This is a genomic window from Streptococcus mitis (assembly GCF_047462815.1).
Taxonomy (GTDB): domain Bacteria; phylum Bacillota; class Bacilli; order Lactobacillales; family Streptococcaceae; genus Streptococcus; species Streptococcus mitis_DO.
The window spans coordinates 39,353-58,911 of sequence record NZ_JASHFB010000014.1 but is presented as its reverse complement, the minus strand read 5'-3'; the positions used below and the strand labels follow the sequence as shown (position 1 = coordinate 58,911).

At 43.0% G+C, this 19,559-nt stretch carries 13 protein-coding genes; all 13 read left to right on the top strand.

Annotation, left to right across the window (positions count from 1 at the left end; genetic code table 11):
• Positions 1–442: 442 nt before the first annotated feature.
• The 13 genes from rpoB (at position 443) to QM865_RS08070 (ending at position 19,558) form a co-directional block, all read left to right on the top strand.
• Positions 443–4,054 (top strand): DNA-directed RNA polymerase subunit beta, encoded by a 3,612-nt coding sequence (gene rpoB / locus QM865_RS08130; RefSeq protein ID WP_261091059.1) that lies wholly within the window; start codon positions 443–445, stop codon positions 4,052–4,054.
• A gap of 32 nt (positions 4,055–4,086) precedes the next feature.
• On the top strand, positions 4,087–7,764 hold the full coding sequence (rpoC, locus tag QM865_RS08125) for a DNA-directed RNA polymerase subunit beta' (RefSeq protein WP_414306418.1): 3,678 nt from the start codon (positions 4,087–4,089) through the stop codon (positions 7,762–7,764).
• A 107-nt stretch (positions 7,765–7,871) separates the two neighbouring features.
• The gene (gene ndk / locus QM865_RS08120; protein WP_000438297.1) at positions 7,872–8,285 is read left to right on the top strand and encodes a nucleoside-diphosphate kinase; all 414 of its coding nucleotides are present in this window, start codon (positions 7,872–7,874) and stop codon (positions 8,283–8,285) included.
• Positions 8,286–8,579: 294 nt separating this feature from the next.
• A complete protein-coding gene (gene tsaE / locus QM865_RS08115; RefSeq protein ID WP_414306417.1) occupies positions 8,580–9,023 on the top strand; it encodes a tRNA (adenosine(37)-N6)-threonylcarbamoyltransferase complex ATPase subunit type 1 TsaE in 444 nt (147 codons plus the stop codon).
• Positions 9,013–9,531, top strand: a complete 519-nt coding sequence (locus QM865_RS08110; RefSeq protein WP_414306416.1) for an N-acetyltransferase family protein — start codon at positions 9,013–9,015, stop codon at positions 9,529–9,531. The genes tsaE and QM865_RS08110 overlap by 11 nt, the downstream gene beginning before the upstream one ends.
• A 7-nt stretch (positions 9,532–9,538) precedes the next feature.
• Entirely contained in the window at positions 9,539–10,555 is a 1,017-nt protein-coding gene (brpA, locus tag QM865_RS08105; RefSeq protein ID WP_414306415.1) for a biofilm formation/cell division transcriptional regulator BrpA, read from the top strand.
• Positions 10,556–10,640: 85 nt separating this feature from the next.
• Positions 10,641–11,897: a competence/damage-inducible protein A gene (locus QM865_RS08100; RefSeq protein WP_414306414.1), complete on the top strand. Its 1,257-nt coding sequence runs from the start codon at positions 10,641–10,643 to the stop codon at positions 11,895–11,897.
• A gap of 54 nt (positions 11,898–11,951) precedes the next feature.
• Complete coding sequence (gene recA / locus QM865_RS08095) at positions 11,952–13,118, top strand: recombinase RecA (protein WP_153192623.1); 1,167 nt, start codon at positions 11,952–11,954, stop codon at positions 13,116–13,118.
• A gap of 114 nt (positions 13,119–13,232) precedes the next feature.
• Entirely contained in the window at positions 13,233–14,603 is a 1,371-nt protein-coding gene (locus QM865_RS08090) for an MATE family efflux transporter (RefSeq protein ID WP_153192621.1), read from the top strand.
• Positions 14,604–14,699: 96 nt separating this feature from the next.
• The gene (locus tag QM865_RS08085) at positions 14,700–15,416 is read left to right on the top strand and encodes a YebC/PmpR family DNA-binding transcriptional regulator (protein WP_414306413.1); all 717 of its coding nucleotides are present in this window, start codon (positions 14,700–14,702) and stop codon (positions 15,414–15,416) included.
• Between the two features lie 177 nt (positions 15,417–15,593).
• Positions 15,594–16,064, top strand: coding sequence for a MarR family winged helix-turn-helix transcriptional regulator (locus QM865_RS08080; protein WP_414306412.1), 471 nt, complete (start codon positions 15,594–15,596; stop codon positions 16,062–16,064).
• Positions 16,039–17,808, top strand: a complete 1,770-nt coding sequence (locus tag QM865_RS08075) for an ABC transporter ATP-binding protein (RefSeq protein WP_414306411.1) — start codon at positions 16,039–16,041, stop codon at positions 17,806–17,808. Before QM865_RS08080 ends, QM865_RS08075 begins: the two co-directional genes overlap by 26 nt.
• The gene (locus tag QM865_RS08070) at positions 17,798–19,558 is read left to right on the top strand and encodes an ABC transporter ATP-binding protein (protein ID WP_414306410.1); all 1,761 of its coding nucleotides are present in this window, start codon (positions 17,798–17,800) and stop codon (positions 19,556–19,558) included. Before QM865_RS08075 ends, QM865_RS08070 begins: the two co-directional genes overlap by 11 nt.
• Position 19,559: the final 1 nt, after the last annotated feature.

The following is a 19,559-nucleotide window of genomic DNA, read 5'->3' as shown; positions in this document are numbered from 1 at the left end:
TTATGTTTTGTCATAGTAGACCTCATTTCTAACTCAAACGTCTCATACTTAATTCCACCATAAAAATCCGTTTTAGACTAATTTCCACTTTGGTCAGGCAAGTGGAAGTTACTTTGAGAAGTTAGCATAGGAAAAAATTTACCAAAAATCTACAGAATCCCTTGAAAAATCTAGCTAAATAGGGTATAATGTAAGTAATCATTTGTCGTAGGTTTTGTCTGAAATATTGTCCAGACAAGGCTCACAGCAGTTAAATCTTCTGAAAAAGTCAGATTTAGCTGCTCTTTTTGTGCTTTTTTTCAGGATTTCGAGCATTTGTAACAAAGACTTAAAGATTCTGAAAATTTACCAAAGGGACACGGTGATAGGGGTTTTACAACCATATGACGATTAGAAAGCCTGATTGATAAGGCTTGGAACTTATTTACAAAGGAGAATCATCTTGGCAGGACATGACGTTCAATACGGGAAACATCGTACCCGTCGTAGTTTTTCAAGAATCAAAGAAGTTCTTGACTTACCAAATTTGATTGAAATTCAAACTGACTCATTCAAAGCTTTCCTAGACCACGGTCTTAAGGAAGTGTTTGAAGATGTATTGCCAATTTCAAACTTCACAGACACAATGGAGTTGGAATTTGTTGGATATGAAATCAAGGAACCAAAATATACGCTAGAAGAAGCTCGTATTCACGATGCTAGCTACTCAGCACCAATTTTTGTAACCTTCCGCTTGATCAATAAAGAAACAGGCGAAATCAAGACCCAAGAGGTTTTCTTTGGTGATTTCCCAATCATGACAGAAATGGGTACTTTCATCATCAATGGTGGTGAACGTATCATCGTATCTCAGTTGGTCCGCTCACCAGGTGTTTACTTTAACGATAAAGTTGATAAAAACGGTAAAGTAGGCTATGGTTCAACGGTTATCCCTAACCGTGGAGCTTGGTTGGAGCTTGAAAGCGACTCAAAAGATATCGCCTACACTCGTATCGACCGTACTCGTAAGATTCCATTTACAACCTTGGTTCGTGCGCTTGGTTTCTCAGGTGATGATGAAATCTTTGATATCTTTGGTGATAGCGAATTGGTTCGCAACACTGTTGAAAAAGATATCCACAAGAATCCAATGGATTCTCGTACAGACGAAGCCTTGAAAGAAATTTACGAACGCCTTCGTCCAGGTGAGCCTAAGACTGCTGAAAGCTCACGTAGCTTGCTTGTGGCTCGTTTCTTTGACCCACGTCGCTATGACTTGGCAGCAGTTGGTCGTTATAAGATCAATAAAAAACTCAATGTTAAAACACGCTTGCTCAACCAAACAATTGCTGAGCCATTGGTAGACCCTGAAACAGGCGAAATCTTGGTAGAGGCTGGAACAATCATGACTCGTAGTGTGATTGAAAGTATTGAAAGCCATTTGGATGGTGACTTGAACAAGATTGTTTACATTCCAAATGATGCAGCCGTTGTGACTGAGCCTGTTGTTCTTCAAAAGTTCAAGGTTGTTGCACCAACTGATCCAGACCGCGTCGTAACGATCATTGGTAATGCTAACCCAGATGACAAGGTTCGTATCGTCACTCCTGCAGATATCCTTGCTGAGATGAGCTACTTCCTCAACTTGGCTGAGGGACTTGGCCGTGTAGATGATATCGACCACCTTGGAAACCGTCGTATCCGTGCGGTTGGGGAATTGCTTGCTAACCAAGTACGTCTTGGACTTTCTCGTATGGAACGTAATGTCCGTGAACGTATGTCTGTTCAAGACAACGAAGTCTTGACACCACAACAAATCATCAATATCCGTCCGGTAACAGCTGCGGTTAAAGAGTTCTTTGGTTCATCACAGTTGTCACAGTTCATGGACCAACATAACCCACTTTCTGAGTTATCTCACAAACGCCGTTTGTCAGCCTTAGGACCTGGTGGTTTGACTCGTGACCGTGCTGGATATGAAGTGCGTGACGTGCACTACACTCACTATGGTCGTATGTGTCCAATCGAGACACCTGAAGGACCTAACATCGGTTTGATCAATAACTTGTCATCTTACGGACACTTGAACAAGTATGGTTTTGTTCAAACACCATACCGTAAGGTTGACCGTGAAACTGGTGTTGTTACGAACGAAATCGTTTGGTTGACAGCCGATGAAGAAGATGAATTTACTGTAGCTCAGGCCAACTCTCGTCTTAACGAAGATGGAACCTTTGCTGAGAAAGTTGTTATGGGACGTCACCAAGGGGTCAACCAAGAGTATCCAGCTAATGTTGTTGACTACATGGACGTATCACCAAAACAGGTAGTTGCCGTTGCGACAGCATGTATTCCTTTCTTGGAAAACGATGACTCCAACCGTGCCCTCATGGGAGCCAACATGCAACGTCAGGCTGTGCCATTGATCAATCCTCAAGCACCTTACGTTGGTACTGGTATGGAATACCAAGCAGCCCACGACTCTGGAGCGGCTGTGATTGCTCAGTATGATGGTAAAGTTACTTACGCAGATGCTGACAAGGTAGAAGTTCGTCGTGAAGATGGTTCATTGGACGTTTACCACATCCAAAAATTCCGTCGTTCAAACTCAGGTACTGCCTACAACCAACGTACGCTTGTTAAAGTTGGCGATGTCGTTGAAAAAGGCGATTTCATTGCTGACGGCCCTTCTATGGAAAATGGAGAAATGGCGCTTGGACAAAACCCAATCGTTGCCTACATGACTTGGGAAGGTTACAACTTCGAGGATGCTGTTATCATGAGCGAACGCTTGGTGAAAGACGATGTCTACACATCTGTTCACCTTGAAGAATACGAATCAGAAACACGCGATACAAAGCTTGGGCCTGAAGAAATCACTCGCGAAATTCCAAACGTTGGTGAAGATGCCCTTAAAGACCTTGACGAAATGGGTATTATCCGTATCGGTGCTGAGGTTAAAGAAGGCGATATCCTTGTAGGTAAAGTAACACCTAAGGGTGAGAAAGACCTTTCAGCTGAAGAACGTCTCTTGCACGCTATCTTCGGAGATAAATCTCGTGAAGTACGTGACACTTCTCTTCGTGTACCACATGGTGCCGATGGTGTCGTTCGTGATGTTAAGATCTTTACACGTGCAAATGGAGATGAGCTGCAATCAGGTGTTAATATGCTGGTTCGCGTCTACATCGCTCAAAAACGTAAGATCAAGGTCGGAGATAAGATGGCCGGACGTCACGGAAATAAAGGGGTTGTCTCTCGTATCGTTCCTGTAGAAGACATGCCTTACCTTCCAGACGGAACTCCAGTCGATATCATGTTGAACCCACTTGGGGTGCCATCGCGTATGAATATCGGTCAAGTTATGGAGCTCCACCTTGGTATGGCGGCTCGTACTCTTGGTATTCATATCGCAACACCAGTCTTTGACGGAGCAAGTTCTGAAGATCTTTGGTCAACTGTTAAAGAAGCAGGTATGGATAGCGATGCCAAAACGATCCTTTACGATGGACGTACTGGGGAACCGTTTGATAACCGTGTTTCTGTCGGAGTCATGTACATGATCAAACTCCACCACATGGTTGATGATAAATTGCACGCACGTTCAGTCGGACCATACTCAACCGTTACCCAACAACCACTCGGAGGTAAAGCTCAGTTTGGTGGACAACGTTTCGGTGAGATGGAGGTTTGGGCTCTTGAAGCTTACGGTGCGTCAAATGTCCTTCAAGAAATCTTGACTTACAAGTCTGACGATATCAACGGACGTTTGAAAGCTTATGAAGCTATTACAAAAGGAAAACCAATTCCAAAACCAGGTGTTCCAGAATCCTTCCGAGTTCTTGTCAAAGAATTGCAATCTCTTGGTCTTGATATGCGTGTCCTTGACGAAGATGACCAAGAAGTGGAACTTCGTGACTTGGATGAAGGAATGGACGAAGATGTCATCCACGTAGATGACCTTGAAAAAGCCCGCGAAAAAGCAGCACAAGAGGCTAAAGCAGCCTTTGAAGCTGAAGAAGCTGAAAAAGCAACAAAAGCGGAAGCAACAGAAGAAGCTGCTGAACAAGAATAAGTAGCTCACTTAGAATAGAAAGGGAAGAAATAGTGGTTGATGTAAATCGTTTTAAAAGTATGCAAATCACCCTAGCTTCTCCAAGCAAAGTCCGTTCATGGTCTTATGGAGAAGTCAAAAAACCTGAAACAATCAATTACCGTACCTTGAAACCAGAACGTGAAGGTCTCTTTGATGAAGTTATCTTTGGACCTACAAAAGACTGGGAATGTGCTTGTGGTAAGTACAAACGCATTCGTTACAGAGGGATTGTTTGTGACCGCTGTGGGGTTGAAGTAACGCGTACCAAAGTTCGTCGTGAGCGTATGGGACACATTGAGTTGAAAGCTCCTGTATCTCACATCTGGTACTTCAAGGGGATTCCAAGCCGTATGGGCTTGACCCTTGATATGAGCCCTCGTGCCCTCGAGGAAGTTATCTACTTTGCGGCTTATGTGGTGATTGATCCTAAGGATACACCACTTGAGCACAAGTCTATCATGACAGAGCGCGAATACCGTGAGCGCTTGCGTGAGTATGGTTATGGATCGTTCGTTGCCAAGATGGGTGCCGAAGCTATCCAAGACCTTTTGAAACAAGTAGATCTTGAAAAAGAAATTGCTGAACTCAAAGAAGAGTTAAAAACAGCTACTGGACAAAAACGTGTCAAAGCCATCCGTCGTTTGGATGTTTTGGATGCCTTTTATAAGTCTGGAAACAAACCTGAATGGATGATTCTCAACATCCTTCCGGTTATTCCACCAGATCTTCGTCCAATGTTGCAGTTGGATGGTGGCCGTTTTGCCTCATCTGACTTGAACGACCTTTACCGCCGTGTTATCAACCGTAACAACCGTTTGGCTCGTTTGCTTGAGTTGAATGCACCAGGTATCATCGTTCAAAATGAGAAGCGTATGCTTCAAGAAGCGGTTGACGCTTTGATTGACAATGGTCGTCGTGGTCGTCCAATCACAGGACCAGGTAGCCGTCCACTGAAATCATTGAGCCACATGCTTAAAGGTAAACAAGGACGCTTCCGTCAAAACTTGCTCGGTAAACGTGTTGACTTCTCAGGACGTTCCGTTATCGCCGTTGGCCCAACTCTTAAGATGTACCAATGTGGTGTGCCACGTGAAATGGCGATCGAGCTCTTTAAACCATTCGTGATGCGTGAAATCGTTGCCCGTGATATCGTGCAAAACGTTAAAGCAGCTAAACGTTTGGTGGAACGTGGAGATGAGCGTATCTGGGATATCCTTGAAGAAGTGATCAAAGAACACCCAGTACTTCTTAACCGCGCACCGACCCTTCACCGTTTGGGTATCCAAGCTTTCGAGCCAGTCTTGATTGATGGTAAGGCCCTTCGCTTGCACCCACTTGTCTGTGAAGCCTACAATGCCGACTTTGACGGGGACCAAATGGCCATCCACGTCCCGCTTTCAGAAGAAGCCCAAGCAGAAGCTCGTATCTTGATGCTCGCTGCTGAGCACATCTTGAACCCGAAAGATGGTAAACCAGTTGTTACTCCATCTCAGGACATGGTTTTGGGTAACTACTACTTGACCATGGAAGAAGCTGGTCGTGAAGGTGAAGGAATGGTCTTCAAAGACCGTGACGAAGCGGTTATGGCCTACCGTAATGGTTATGTTCACCTTCACTCACGTGTTGGTATTGCAACTGACAGTCTCAACAAGCCTTGGACAGAAGAGCAAAAACACAAGGTCTTGCTTACAACAGTTGGTAAAATCCTCTTCAACGACATCATGCCAGAGGGGTTACCATACTTGCAAGAACCAAACAATGCCAACTTGACAGAAGGCGTTCCAGCCAAATACTTCTTGCCACTTGGTGGAGATATCAAGGAAGCTATCAGCAATCTTGAACTCAACCCTCCATTCAAGAAGAAAAACCTTGGAAATATCATCGCTGAAATCTTCAAACGTTTCCGTACGACAGAAACTTCTGCCCTACTTGACCGTATGAAGAACCTCGGTTACCACCACTCAACTCTTGCAGGATTGACAGTGGGTATTGCCGATATCCCAGTCGTTGATGACAAGGCTGAAATCATTGAAGAATCACACAAACGTGTAGAACAAATCACAAAACAGTTCCGTCGTGGTATGATCACAGACGACGAGCGTTACAATGCCGTTACAGCTGAATGGCGTTCTGCCCGTGAAAAACTTGAGAAACGCTTGATTGCCAACCAAGATCCTAAGAACCCAATCGTTATGATGATGGACTCTGGAGCCCGTGGTAACATCTCAAACTTCTCACAGCTTGCCGGTATGCGTGGTCTGATGGCTGCTCCGAACGGACGTATCATGGAATTGCCAATCCTTTCAAACTTCCGCGAAGGTTTGTCAGTACTCGAAATGTTCTTCTCAACTCACGGTGCCCGTAAAGGTATGACCGATACGGCCCTTAAGACAGCCGACTCAGGTTACTTGACTCGTCGTTTGGTTGACGTTGCCCAAGACGTTATCATCCGTGAGGACGACTGTGGAACTGACCGTGGTCTCCTGATCCGCTCTATCGCAGAAGGAAAAGAGATGATCGAGTCTCTCGAAGAGCGTCTCAATGGTCGTTACACTAAGAAAACTGTTAAACATCCAGAAACTGGTGCAGTTATCATTGGTCCAAATGAATTGATTACAGAAGACAAGGCGCGTGAAATTGTTAATGCTGGTGTGGAAGAAGTGACTATCCGCTCTGTATTTACATGTAACACTCGTCACGGTGTCTGCCGTCACTGTTATGGTATCAACTTGGCGACTGGTGATGCGGTTGAAGTTGGTGAAGCAGTCGGTACAATCGCTGCCCAATCTATCGGGGAACCTGGTACACAGCTTACAATGCGTACCTTCCACACGGGTGGGGTTGCCTCAAATACCGATATCACTCAGGGTCTTCCTCGTGTCCAAGAAATCTTTGAAGCCCGCAATCCTAAAGGGGAAGCGGTTATCACAGAGGTTAAAGGACAAGTTACCGCTATCGAAGAAGATGCATCAACTCGTACTAAGAAAGTCTTTGTTAAGGGTGAAACTGGCGAAGGTGAGTACGTCGTTCCATTTACCGCTCGTATGCGTGTCGAAGTTGGGGACCAAGTAGCGCGTGGTGCTGCTCTTACAGAAGGTTCTATCCAACCAAAACGTCTCCTTGCAGTCCGTGATGTCTTGTCAGTTGAAACTTACCTTCTCGGTGAAGTACAAAAAGTTTACCGTAGCCAAGGGGTAGAAATCGGTGACAAACACATCGAGGTAATGGTTCGTCAAATGATCCGTAAAGTCCGTGTCATGGATCCAGGAGATACAGACCTTCTCATGGGTACCCTTATGGATATCAATGACTTTACAGATGCTAACAAAGATGTCCTTATCGCAGGTGGAGTTCCAGCGACTGGTCGCCCAGTCCTTATGGGAATTACCAAAGCCTCACTTGAAACAAATAGTTTCTTGTCAGCGGCTTCCTTCCAGGAAACAACTCGTGTCCTTACAGATGCGGCTATCCGTGGTAAGAAAGACCATCTCCTTGGACTTAAAGAAAATGTTATCATCGGTAAGATCATCCCAGCAGGTACTGGTATGGCCCGTTACCGTAACCTTGAACCACATGCTGTCAACGAAGAAGAATACCTTAATCCTCCAGTAGAGGAAGAAGGAAATGAAGAAACAACAGAAGTAGTTGTGGATACTGCCGTTGAAACTGTGGAAGAAACAGTAGAATAAAAGAGAATGGAGAGCCTTCGGGTTCTCTTTCTCTTTTCTGAAAACTTTCTCCATTTTTCCATGAAATGTGGTAAAATAAAAGAAAGAAGCTGACAAAGGAGACGGGTATGGAACAAACATTTTTTATCATTAAACCAGATGGTGTAAAAAGGGGACTAGTGGGGGAAGTGTTGAAACGCATCGAACAACGTGGATTTACAATCGAAAAATTGGAGTTGCGTACAAAGGTTTCAGAAGAGTTGATTGACCAGCACTATCAGGACTTGGTTGGTCAAAGTTTTTACCCACCGATTCGTGAATTTATGACTTCAGGACCGGTTCTTGTAGGTATCATTTCTGGTCCCAAAGTAATCGAAACTTGGCGGACTATGATGGGTGCAACTCGTCCAGAAGAAGCTTTACCAGGAACGATTCGAGGTGATTTTGCAAAAGCTGCTGGAGAAAATGAGGTTATCCAAAATGTTGTACATGGTTCAGATTCAGAAGAGTCAGCTAAGCGAGAAATTGCTCTTTGGTTTTAAGAGTGGATTGGCTCAATAAATCGGTTAAAAGCTCATTTGAATAGAAAGTATAGTCAATTAGTTTAAGACATGACGCATGATATCAAACTTTTTAGTTTTTGATATGGTGTGTTTTTTGATTTCAAATTTATATTATTCCAAAATCTCTTCAAATCACGTCAGTTCTATCTCCAACTTAAAAACAGTGCTTTGAGCAACCTGCGGCTAGCTTCCTAGTTTGCTCTTTGATTTTCATTGAGTATAAGTTTAGCAGGAAAATAGACACAAAAGAAAAGTTTTTGGTATAATAAGAATATGTACACAAAAAATGAAGAAGAGCTGCAAGTCTTAGGGGAGCGTTTGGGCCATCTATTAGAAAAAAATGATGTTTTAATCTTAACTGGTGAACTTGGAGCAGGCAAAACAACCTTTACAAAAGGCCTTGCTAAGGGATTACAGATTTCCCAGATGATTAAGAGTCCAACCTATACTATCGTGAGAGAGTATGAAGGTCGTCTTCCACTTTACCACCTAGATGTTTATCGTATTGAAGGAGATGCTGATTCTATCGACTTGGATGAGTTTCTCTTTGGCGGTGGGGTAACTGTCATTGAGTGGGGACATCTTTTAGGTGATGCCTTGCCAGATACTTATTTAGAATTAGAAATTCTAAAAGAGGAAGATGGTCGCAGATTAAACTTCAAAGCCAAGGGCTTGCGTGCAGAAAAACTCTTAGAGGAGCTTCGATATGGAGTATGAATTGCTCATTAGGGAAGCAGAAATTGAAGATGCGGCTGCCTTAGTATCATTTTTAAATCGTGTTAGTGTAGAAACAGATTTTACCAGTCTGGACAGGGATGGTATTTTGATGACAGATACTGAGATGGAGTTATTTTTGGATAAACAGGCTCACTCGGAAAATCAAATCACTTTACTGGCCTTACTGAATGATGAAATTGCTGGTCTTGTAAATATCACAGCTGATCAACGCAAGAGAGTTCGTCATATTGGAGATCTCTTTATTGTGATTGGTAAGAAGTATTGGAATAATGGGTTGGGAAGTTTGTTACTTGAAGAAGTCATAGAATGGGCACAGGCTAGTGGCATTCTTCGTCGACTTCAACTAACTGTCCAAACTCGTAATCAAGCTGCAGTTCATCTTTATCAAAAGCATGGCTTTGTAATTGAAGGTCGCCAAGAGCGTGGGGCATATATAGAAGAAAGGAAATTTATCGATGTTTACTTGATGGGTAAACTGATAGATTAGTAGAAATATGGTTAAAAAAATTATTGGAATGGTATTAGCTTTTCTAGCTGTGACAGTTTTGGGTGTCGGTGTTTTCGCTTATACTATTTATCAGCAAGGTACAGAGACTTTGGCAAAAACATATAAAAAAATAGGAGAAGAAACCAAGGTTATTGAAGCAACAGAGCCTTTGACCATTCTGTTGATGGGGGTTGATACTGGGAACGTAGAGCGTACAGACCAATGGGCTGGAAATAGTGACAGTATGATTTTGCTGACTGTCAATCCTCACACAAAGAAAACGACGATGATGAGTTTGGAACGTGATATCCTGACTAAAATTCAACATAAAGATGGTAGTATTGAAGAAGCGAAACTTAATGCAGCTTATGCTGGTGGTGGAGCAGAACTTGCGATAGAAACAATTCAAAAGATGATGAACCTCCATATTGATCGCTATATTATGGTCAATATGCAAGGATTGCAACAATTGGTCGATGCAGTTGGAGGTATTACGGTTAATAATACACTAGGTTTCCCAATCTCTATCAGTGACCAAGAAGAATTTAACACCATTTCTATCGGTGTTGGAGAGCAGACAATAAATGGAGAAGAAGCGCTTGTTTATTCACGCATGCGTTATCAAGACCCAGAAGGAGACTATGGTCGTCAAAAGCGTCAGCGTGAAGTCATTCAAAAAGTTGTTGAAAAAGTTCTTAGTTTGAATAGTGTCAGTCACTACCAATCTATTTTAAAAGCCCTAAGTACTAATATGCAGACTAATATTGATTTATCTGCGAAAAGTATTCCGAGCTTGTTGGGCTATAAAGATTCATTTAAAACCATTGAAACACAACAATTGAAGGGTGAAGGGGAGATGCTACAAGGCGTTTCTTATCAAATTGTTACGAGAAGCCATATGTTGGAGATGCAGAATCTTTTGAGACGTTCTTTGGGACAAGAAGAAGTCACTCAGCTTGAAACAAATGTTGTCTTATTTGAAGATTTGTTTGGACGGGTGCCGGTTAGTGACGAAGATAATTAACTTTCTTGATACAAATAAAAAATCAATCGTGGGAAATTTCCTGCGATTTTTTCAAAAAAATACGAATAGATAGGTAGGAGGAAACATGAAAGCAGAAATCATTGCTGTTGGAACAGAGATTTTGACAGGACAGATTGTCAATACCAATGCTCAGTTTTTATCAGAAAAATTAGCAGAGATTGGGGTAGACGTATATTTTCAGACGGCTGTAGGAGACAATGAAGCTCGTCTCTTGTCTTTGCTTGAAATTGCCAGTCAACGTAGCAGTTTGTTGATTTTGACAGGTGGTTTAGGGCCAACTGAGGACGACCTAACCAAACAAACCTTGGCTAAATTCTTAGGGAAAGCATTGGTATTCGATCCTCAGGCGCAGGAGAAGTTGGATGTCTTTTTTGCCCAGAGACCAGACTATGTCCGAACACCGAATAACGAAAGACAAGCTCAACTTGTAGAAGGGGCGACTTCACTACCGAATGAAACAGGACTGGCTGTGGGAGGAATATTGGAAGTCGATGGAGTGACCTACGTTGTCCTTCCAGGTCCACCAAGTGAATTAAAACCCATGGTCTTAAACCAACTTCTACCTAAGTTGATGACAGGGAGTAAGCTATATTCCCGAGTTCTTCGTTTCTTTGGGATTGGCGAAAGTCAGTTGGTTACGATTTTAGCTGATTTAATTGATAATCAAACAGATCCGACCTTGGCCCCTTATGCTAAGACAGGAGAAGTCACTCTGCGTCTGTCAACAAAAGCTAGCAGCCAAGAAGAGGCGAATCAAGCGCTGGATATCTTGGAAAATCAAATATTAGGTTGCCAAACCTTTGAAGGTCTTTCTTTGCAAGAACTTTGCTATGGTTATGGGGAAGAAACTAGTTTAGCTAGCATTGTGGTAGAAGAACTGAAAAAGCAAGGGAAAACCATTACGGCAGCAGAGAGTTTGACGGCAGGACTTTTCCAAGCCACTGTAGCTGATTTTTCGGGTGCTTCAAGTATATTTAAGGGTGGTTTCGTGACCTATAGCTTGGAGGAAAAATCAAAGATGTTGGATATTCCTGCCAAGGATTTGGAAGAACATGGTGTGGTGTCTGCATTTACAGCCCAGAAGATGGCTGAGCAGGCACGAAGCAAGACCCAGTCTGATTTTGGCATTAGTTTGACTGGAGTGGCAGGACCAGATAGCCTAGAAGGACATCCAGCTGGGACAGTCTTCATAGGCTTGGCTCAAGAGCAAGGAACTGAGGTTATCAAGGTGAATATTGGAGGCAGAAGTCGAGCAGATGTACGCCACATTGCGGTTATGCATGCCTTTAGCCTAGTTCGCAAGGCTTTATTAAGTGACTAACTTTTGATATAATAGTAGATAGGTCTGAGGACCATTAGAATGTAGGAGAATAGAATGGCGAAAAAACCAAAAAAATTAGATGAAATTTCAAAAAAGTTCGGGGCAGAACGTGAAAAAGCCTTGAATGACGCTCTTAAATTGATTGAGAAAGACTTTGGTAAGGGATCAATCATGCGTTTGGGTGAACGTGCCGAGCAAAAGGTGCAAGTGATGAGTTCAGGTTCTTTGGCTCTTGATATTGCCCTTGGTTCAGGTGGTTATCCTAAGGGACGTATCATCGAAATCTATGGGCCAGAGTCATCTGGTAAGACAACGGTTGCCCTTCATGCAGTTGCGCAAGCACAAAAAGAAGGTGGTATTGCAGCCTTTATCGATGCGGAACATGCCCTCGATCCAGCTTATGCTGCGGCCCTTGGTGTCAATATTGACGAATTGCTCTTGTCTCAACCAGACTCAGGAGAGCAAGGTCTTGAGATTGCAGGAAAATTGATTGACTCAGGAGCCGTGGATCTTGTCGTAGTCGACTCAGTTGCGGCCCTTGTCCCTCGTGCGGAAATTGATGGAGATATCGGAGATAGCCATGTTGGTTTGCAGGCTCGTATGATGAGCCAGGCCATGCGTAAACTTGGTGCTTCTATCAATAAAACCAAAACAATTGCTATCTTCATCAACCAATTGCGTGAAAAAGTTGGGGTTATGTTTGGAAATCCAGAAACAACTCCTGGTGGACGTGCTCTAAAATTCTATGCTTCAGTGCGTTTGGATGTTCGTGGAAGCACACAAATCAAGGGAACTGGTGACCAGAAAGACACCAATGTCGGTAAGGAAACTAAGATTAAGGTCGTGAAAAACAAGGTGGCTCCGCCATTTAAGGAAGCCTTCGTTGAAATCATGTACGGAGAAGGGATTTCTAAGACAGGTGAGCTTTTGAAGATTGCAAGCGATTTGGATATCATCAAAAAAGCAGGAGCTTGGTACTCTTACAAGGATGAGAAAATCGGGCAAGGTTCTGAAAATGCTAAGAAATACTTGGCAGATAATCCAGAAATCTTTGATGAAATTGACCATCAAGTCCGTGTTCAATTTGGTTTGGTTGATGGAGAAGAATCTCCTGTAGAAGGTGTTGAAACTAAAAAAGATGAAGCAGTTCAAGCAGATTCTGTGAATGAAGAAGTCACACTTGACCTAGGTGATGAACTTGAAATCGAAATTGAAGAATAAGCTGTCAAAGTAGTGGAGAAATCCACTGCTTTTTCGATGCCTTATTCTGGTTTTCCGCTCACGCATAGTTTGCTGTTTCTTGTCGCTCCCCTAGAAAGCTGATATAATAGCCTTATGAATAAAAAACGAACAGTGGGCCTGATACATGGTCCTATTCTTCCCTCGCTTGTGAGTTTTGCCTTCCCAATCTTGCTATCAAATATTTTTCAACAGCTCTATAATACTGCTGATGTCTTGATTGTTGGGCGATTTCTGGGTCAAGATTCCTTGGCTGCAGTAGGAGCGACGACAGCGATTTTTGACTTGATTGTAGGTTTTACTCTTGGTGTTGGCAATGGCATGGGAATTGTCATTGCCCGTTATTATGGAGCTCGGAATTTCACTAAAATCAAGGAGGCAGTAGCAGCTACCTGGATTTTAGGTGCTCTTTTGAGTGTTGTAGTGATGCTGCTGGGATTTGTCGGTCTGTATCCACTCTTGCAATATTTAGATACTCCTGCAGAAATCCTTTCCCAGTCCTATCAATATATTTCTATGATTGTGACCTGTGTCGGTGTCAGCTTTGCTTATAATCTTTTTGCAGGCTTGTTGCGGTCTATTGGGGACAGTCTAGCTGCCCTTGGATTTTTGATTTTTTCTGCTATGGTTAATGTGGTTCTGGATCTCTATTTTATTACGCAACTGCAACTGGGGGTTCAATCTGCGGGCCTTGCTACCATCATTTCGCAAGGCTTATCAGCGATACTCTGTTTCTACTATATCCAAAAGAGTGTACCTGACTTACTCCCTCAGCTGAAACATTTTAAATGGGACAAGGCCTTGTATGCGGATCTTTTGGAGCAAGGTTTGGCTATGGGCTTGATGAGTTCAATTGTATCGATCGGCAGTGTGATTTTACAGTCTTCTGTTAATACCTTTGGTGCAGTGATTATTAGTGCCCAGACGGCAGCTCGACGCATTATGGCCTTTGCCCTTCTTCCTATGACCGCTATTTCTGCATCAATGACGACCTTTGCTTCTCAGAATTTAGGTGCTAAGCGCCCAGACCGCATTGTTCAAGGTCTTCGAATCGGTAGTCGTTTAAGTATATCCTGGGCAATTTTTGTTTGTGTCTTCCTCTTTTTTGCCAGTCCAGCCTTGGTTTCCTTCTTGGCCAGTTCGACGGATAGCTACTTGGTAGAAAATGGTAGTCTCTATCTGCAAATCAGCTCAGCCTTTTATCCCATTCTGAGTCTCTTGTTGCTTTATCGCAATTGTTTGCAGGGCTTGGGGCAAAAGGTTCTTCCTCTGGTTTCTAGCTTTATCGAACTAATCGGGAAAATCGCTTTTGTGGTCTTGATTATTCCTTGGGCAGGCTATAAGGGAGTTATCCTTTGCGAACCCCTTATCTGGGTTGCCATGACCATCCAACTGTACTTCTCACTGTTCCGTCACCCCTTGATAAAAGAAGGTGAGGAAATCTTGGCAGCCAAAGTGCTATCCTAGTTGGATTTACTGAATAAAATCCATTTCCTCTAGTGAAAATCGAAAAAACTTGTGTTATAATAAGAAAGATTAAAATGTGAAAAAAGGAGATTCCTAATGGGACGTAAATGGGCCAATATCGTAGCCAAGAAAACGGCTAAAGATGGAGCTAACTCTAAAGTATATGCAAAATTTGGTGTAGAAATCTATGTAGCAGCTAAAAAAGGTGATCCAGACCCAGAATCAAACACTGCCTTGAAATTCGTTATCGACCGTGCTAAACAAGCCCAAGTGCCAAAACACGTTATCGATAAAGCGATTGATAAAGCAAAGGGAAACACAGACGAAACCTTTACAGAAGGACGTTACGAAGGATTTGGACCAAACGGTTCTATGTTGATCGTTGATACCTTGACTTCTAACGTTAACCGTACAGCGGCTAATGTCCGTGCAGCCTTTGGTAAAAACGGTGGAAACATGGGTGCTTCAGGTTCAGTTTCTTACCTCTTTGACAACAAGGGTGTTATCGTATTTGTAGGTGAAGATGCGGACGCAGTCTTTGAGCAATTGCTAGAAGCAGATGTGGATGTGGACGATGTAGAGGCAGAAGAAGGAACAATTACTGTTTACACAGCTCCAACTGACCTTCACAAGGCTATCGTTGCCCTTCGTGAGTCAGGTATCGAAGAATTCCAAGTGACAGAATTGGAAATGATTCCTCAGTCAGAAGTGGAATTGTCAGGCGATGACCTTGAAACCTTTGAAAAACTTTACAGCGTTCTTGAAGACGACGAAGATGTGCAAAAGATTTATACGAACGTAGATGGATTCTAATTGAACCTAGAAAACATGATCCTAAGTGAGAAAATCACTTGGGATTTTTTTAATCAAGAAAATAGTTCTCTAGGAAACTTTTTTCTTGACATCTCTTTTCAAAGTGGTAAAATAGTTCTCATGAAAACTTAATTAGTTCCTAGGAGAACTAAATATGATAGTTAGAAAGGAGTTAGTATGGATAAGCCGATGTTAGTCTTTAAGCGTTTTGGTCATCAGATTCACCTGATGGTGCAAAAGGAAGCCAAACGTTGTGGTATTGAATTTATGGGTGGGCCGCAAGGTCAGGTTGTGCGTTTTTTGGATAATCGTGAGAAAAACCAAGACATGGTCTTGATTAAAGATATCGAGCAGGAACTCAATATTACCAAGTCTGTTGCTAGTAATTTGGTCAAGCGTATGGTGCAAAATGGTTTGGTGGAATTGGAGGCGAGTCCTAGCGATAAGCGGGCTAAATTTGTTCGTTTGACGGACAAAGCACGTTCCCAAATGCAGCAGGTTAAGGCCTTCTTTGAACGCATAGACAAGCAGTTGATGGAAGACATTGATGAAGATGAATTACTGATTTTTGAGAAAGTCCTTGCTCAACTACAGGAAAATATCAAGAGAATAGGAGGAGATAATGAAGAAATTAGCAAAACGAATTAGTGGAAAAGAATGGGGGATGATTTTACTAGCCATTCTCTTTACCTGCTTTTCGGTTTATCTAGAGTTGGAAGTGCCGACTTATATCTCGAAAATTACGGATTTGCTAGGTAGTCAAGGAACTAATTTAGATGAGTTGTGGCAGCCGGCAAGCATGATGGTGGGAATGTCCTTTCTTGCCTTCTTGTCCGTAGTTGCAGTTGGATTTTTTGCATCCCGAGTGGCGGCTTCTTATACTAGTAAGTTGAGAAGTGATATTTTTAACCGAGTTTTGGATTACTCACAGACAGAGATTAAGAAATTCTCTATTCCCAGTCTCCTAACTCGTACCACCAATGACATTACTCAAGTTCAAATGTTGATTACCATGGGCTTGCAAGTGGTTACGCGTGGTCCAATTATGGCTATCTGGGCTATTGGGAAGATTTTAGGTCATTCAGAATACTGGCTCTGGGCCGTACTTGTGGCAGTGATTGTCAACGTCCTGATGACGACAGTTTTGATGACGCTAGCCTTTCCAAAACAGTCCTTGATTCAGGGGCTGACAGATAAACTGAACAGTATCACTCGTGAGAGTTTAACAGGTATTCGTGTCGTTCGCGCCTACAATGCTGAAGAATACCAAAATGCAAAATTTGCAGCAGCAAATGATGAATTGACACGCTTGAATTTGTTTGTCAACCGTCTTATGGCCATTCTAAATCCAATCATGATGGGGATTTCAAGTGGTTTGAGTGTGGCGATTTACTGGATTGGGGCCTATGTAATCAACGACGCTGCTGCGACAGCGCGTCTGCCTCTCTTTAGTGACATGATTGTTTTCATGTCTTATGCCATGCAGGTTGTTATGGGCTTCCTTCTCATGGGGGCGCTCTTCATCGTTCTTCCCCGAACTATGGTCTCTGCTAAGCGGATTAATCAGGTTCTAGATTTGCATTCTTCTATCCAAAATCCTGTTCAAGTGCAGCTGGCTGATGAAAATCTCAAAGGTCAGGTCGAGTTTAAGGATGTGACCTTCCGCTATGCGGCAAATTCGGAGGCAGTTATCGAGCATGTTAGCTTTAGAGCAAAAGCGGGTCAAACAGTTGCCTTTATCGGCTCAACGGGTTCTGGTAAATCAACTCTGGTCAATCTGATTCCACGTTTCTACGACGTGTCAGCAGGAGAAATTCTGGTGGACGGAGTTAATGTTCAAGATTACAGTTTGGAAGATTTGCGCAATAAGGTTGGTTATATTCCTCAGAAAGCGGTTCTCTTTTCAGGTGATGTCAAGGGCAATCTAGACTTTGGACAGAGTCAAGAAACACCACTTAGTGAGCAAGCTATATGGCAAGCCTTGGAATTGGCCCAGTCTAAGAACTTTATCGAAGACAAGGAAGCGGGCTTAGAGTCAGAAGTAGCCCAAGGAGGAACCAACTTCTCAGGTGGTCAAAGACAGCGTCTGGCAATTGCGCGTGCCTTGGCTCGGAAGCCAGAAATCCTCATCTTTGATGACTCCTTCTCAGCCTTGGACTACAAGACAGACCGAGTTCTTCGTCAAGAGCTAGCAGAGAAAACAAAATCTATGACCAAACTCATCGTCGCTCAGCGCATTTCAACGATTATGGAAGCGGATTTGATTTTGGTCTTGGATCAAGGTAAAGTCGTGGGACAAGGCACTCACAAGGAACTTCTAGCTACCAACGAAGTTTACCAAGAAATTGCCTATTCACAATTATCGAAGGAGGAATTGGAACATGGAAAATAAAAAACTATCTCTATGGAAACAGAGTAAGCCCTATCTTGCAGGTCTCCAGTTTGCCCTTCTGATTGCCTTTTTAGCAACAATCTTATCCAATATCATTACTGTATATGGTCCAACTCGTATCAAGGAAATGACCAATATCATTGCCAGTGGTCTAGAAACAAGTGTGGATGTCGCTGCGGTTGCAGCCATTGGTAGTTTTTTGGCTGTCATCTATGTAATTGGACTCCTATCAAATTATTTGCAGGCCTTTCTGTTTACAACAGCCATTCAACGTTTTTCAGAGCGTTTGAGAACAGCGATTGCAGAGAAAATTAATCGTCTTCCATTAGGGTATTTTGATGGATATTCTCAAGGAGATACCTTATCTCGTGTGACCAATGACGTTGACACTGCAGCACAGTACCTCAATCAAAGTCTGGGGACAGTTCTTTCATCCACTTTATTGGTCGTGGCAGTCTTGGTGACCATGTTTGGGATGAACTGGATTTTAGCCTTAGTGACGGTTGTTTCAACCCTTATCGGTTTTGCTTTCGTGTCCGTCTTTATGGGCAAATCACAAGTTTTTTTTAAGAGTCAGCAAAAAGATTTGGCAGCTGTAAATGGTTATGTGGAGGAAATGTACTCTGGCCATAATGTGGTGACCAGTTACAATGCCATCGAGAGTACGAAAGAAGAGTTTGCGACATTAAATAATCGTTTGTATGACAGTATTTGGAAATCTCAGTTTATTTCAGGGATTATGATGCCGATTATGATGTTTATTGGGAACTTTAGCTATGCCTTGGTGATTATCGTTGGTGCAGCCTTGGCTCTGAATGGGCAGATTAGTATCGGGATTATCGTTGCCTTTATGGCCTACGTTCGAATCTTTTCTCAGCCTCTTTCACAAATTGCCCAAGGGATTACTAGTCTTCAGCAGGCTAGTGCAGCCATGGGACGTGTCTTCGAATTCCTAGCTGAAGAGGAAATGGAAGACGAATCCCATAAAGAAAGACAATTGAGCGATATGAAAGGTCAAGTAGTCTTTGATCGAGTCTCCTTTGGTTATACACCAGAGCGAACCATTATTCATGACTTTTCTGCGACCGCTCATGCAGGTCAAAAGGTTGCCATTGTCGGACCGACTGGGGCTGGTAAGACAACCATTGTCAATCTTTTGATGAAGTTCTATGAGATTGATAAGGGAAGTATCCGCATCGATGGCGTGGATACCAAGGAGATGAAGCGTTCGGAAGTACATGATGCCTTTTCAATGGTCTTGCAGGACACTTGGCTCTTTGAAGGGACCATTCGCGACAATCTCATCTATAACCAAACAGGTATTAGTGATGAGCGCGTGATTGAAGCCAGCAAGGCTGTAGGGATTCACCATTTTATCATGACCCTACCAGATGGTTATGATACCGTCTTGGACGATACAGTAACCTTGTCTGTCGGACAAAAACAGCTCTTGACCATTGCTCGTGCTTTGCTGAAAGATGCACCACTCCTAATCCTAGATGAGGCGACTTCTTCTGTTGATACCCGTACAGAGGAATTGATTCAGAAAGCTATGGATCGTTTGATGGAGGGCAGAACTTCCTTTGTCATCGCCCACCGCTTGTCAACCATCCGTAATGCTGATCTGATTCTTGTCATGAAAGATGGAAATATCATCGAGCAAGGAAATCATGATGAGCTGATGGCGCAAGCTGGTTTCTACGCTGACCTCTACAACAGTCAATTTACAGAAGACGAAGCAGAAGAATAAA

What these genes read in the sequence shown, in the direction of transcription:
- QM865_RS08100 (WP_414306414.1), top strand. Translation starts at nt 10,641, where the DNA reads ATGAAAGCAGAAATCATTGCTGTTGGAACAGAGATTTTGACAGGACAG.
- brpA (WP_414306415.1), top strand. Translation starts at nt 9,539, where the DNA reads ATGGTTAAAAAAATTATTGGAATGGTATTAGCTTTTCTAGCTGTGACA.
- QM865_RS08090 (WP_153192621.1), top strand. Translation starts at nt 13,233, where the DNA reads ATGAATAAAAAACGAACAGTGGGCCTGATACATGGTCCTATTCTTCCC.
- QM865_RS08085 (WP_414306413.1), top strand. Translation starts at nt 14,700, where the DNA reads ATGGGACGTAAATGGGCCAATATCGTAGCCAAGAAAACGGCTAAAGAT.
- ndk (WP_000438297.1), top strand. Translation starts at nt 7,872, where the DNA reads ATGGAACAAACATTTTTTATCATTAAACCAGATGGTGTAAAAAGGGGA.
- QM865_RS08075 (WP_414306411.1), top strand. Translation starts at nt 16,039, where the DNA reads ATGAAGAAATTAGCAAAACGAATTAGTGGAAAAGAATGGGGGATGATT.
- QM865_RS08080 (WP_414306412.1), top strand. Translation starts at nt 15,594, where the DNA reads ATGGATAAGCCGATGTTAGTCTTTAAGCGTTTTGGTCATCAGATTCAC.
- tsaE (WP_414306417.1), top strand. Translation starts at nt 8,580, where the DNA reads ATGTACACAAAAAATGAAGAAGAGCTGCAAGTCTTAGGGGAGCGTTTG.
- recA (WP_153192623.1), top strand. Translation starts at nt 11,952, where the DNA reads ATGGCGAAAAAACCAAAAAAATTAGATGAAATTTCAAAAAAGTTCGGG.
- QM865_RS08110 (WP_414306416.1), top strand. Translation starts at nt 9,013, where the DNA reads ATGGAGTATGAATTGCTCATTAGGGAAGCAGAAATTGAAGATGCGGCT.
- QM865_RS08070 (WP_414306410.1), top strand. Translation starts at nt 17,798, where the DNA reads ATGGAAAATAAAAAACTATCTCTATGGAAACAGAGTAAGCCCTATCTT.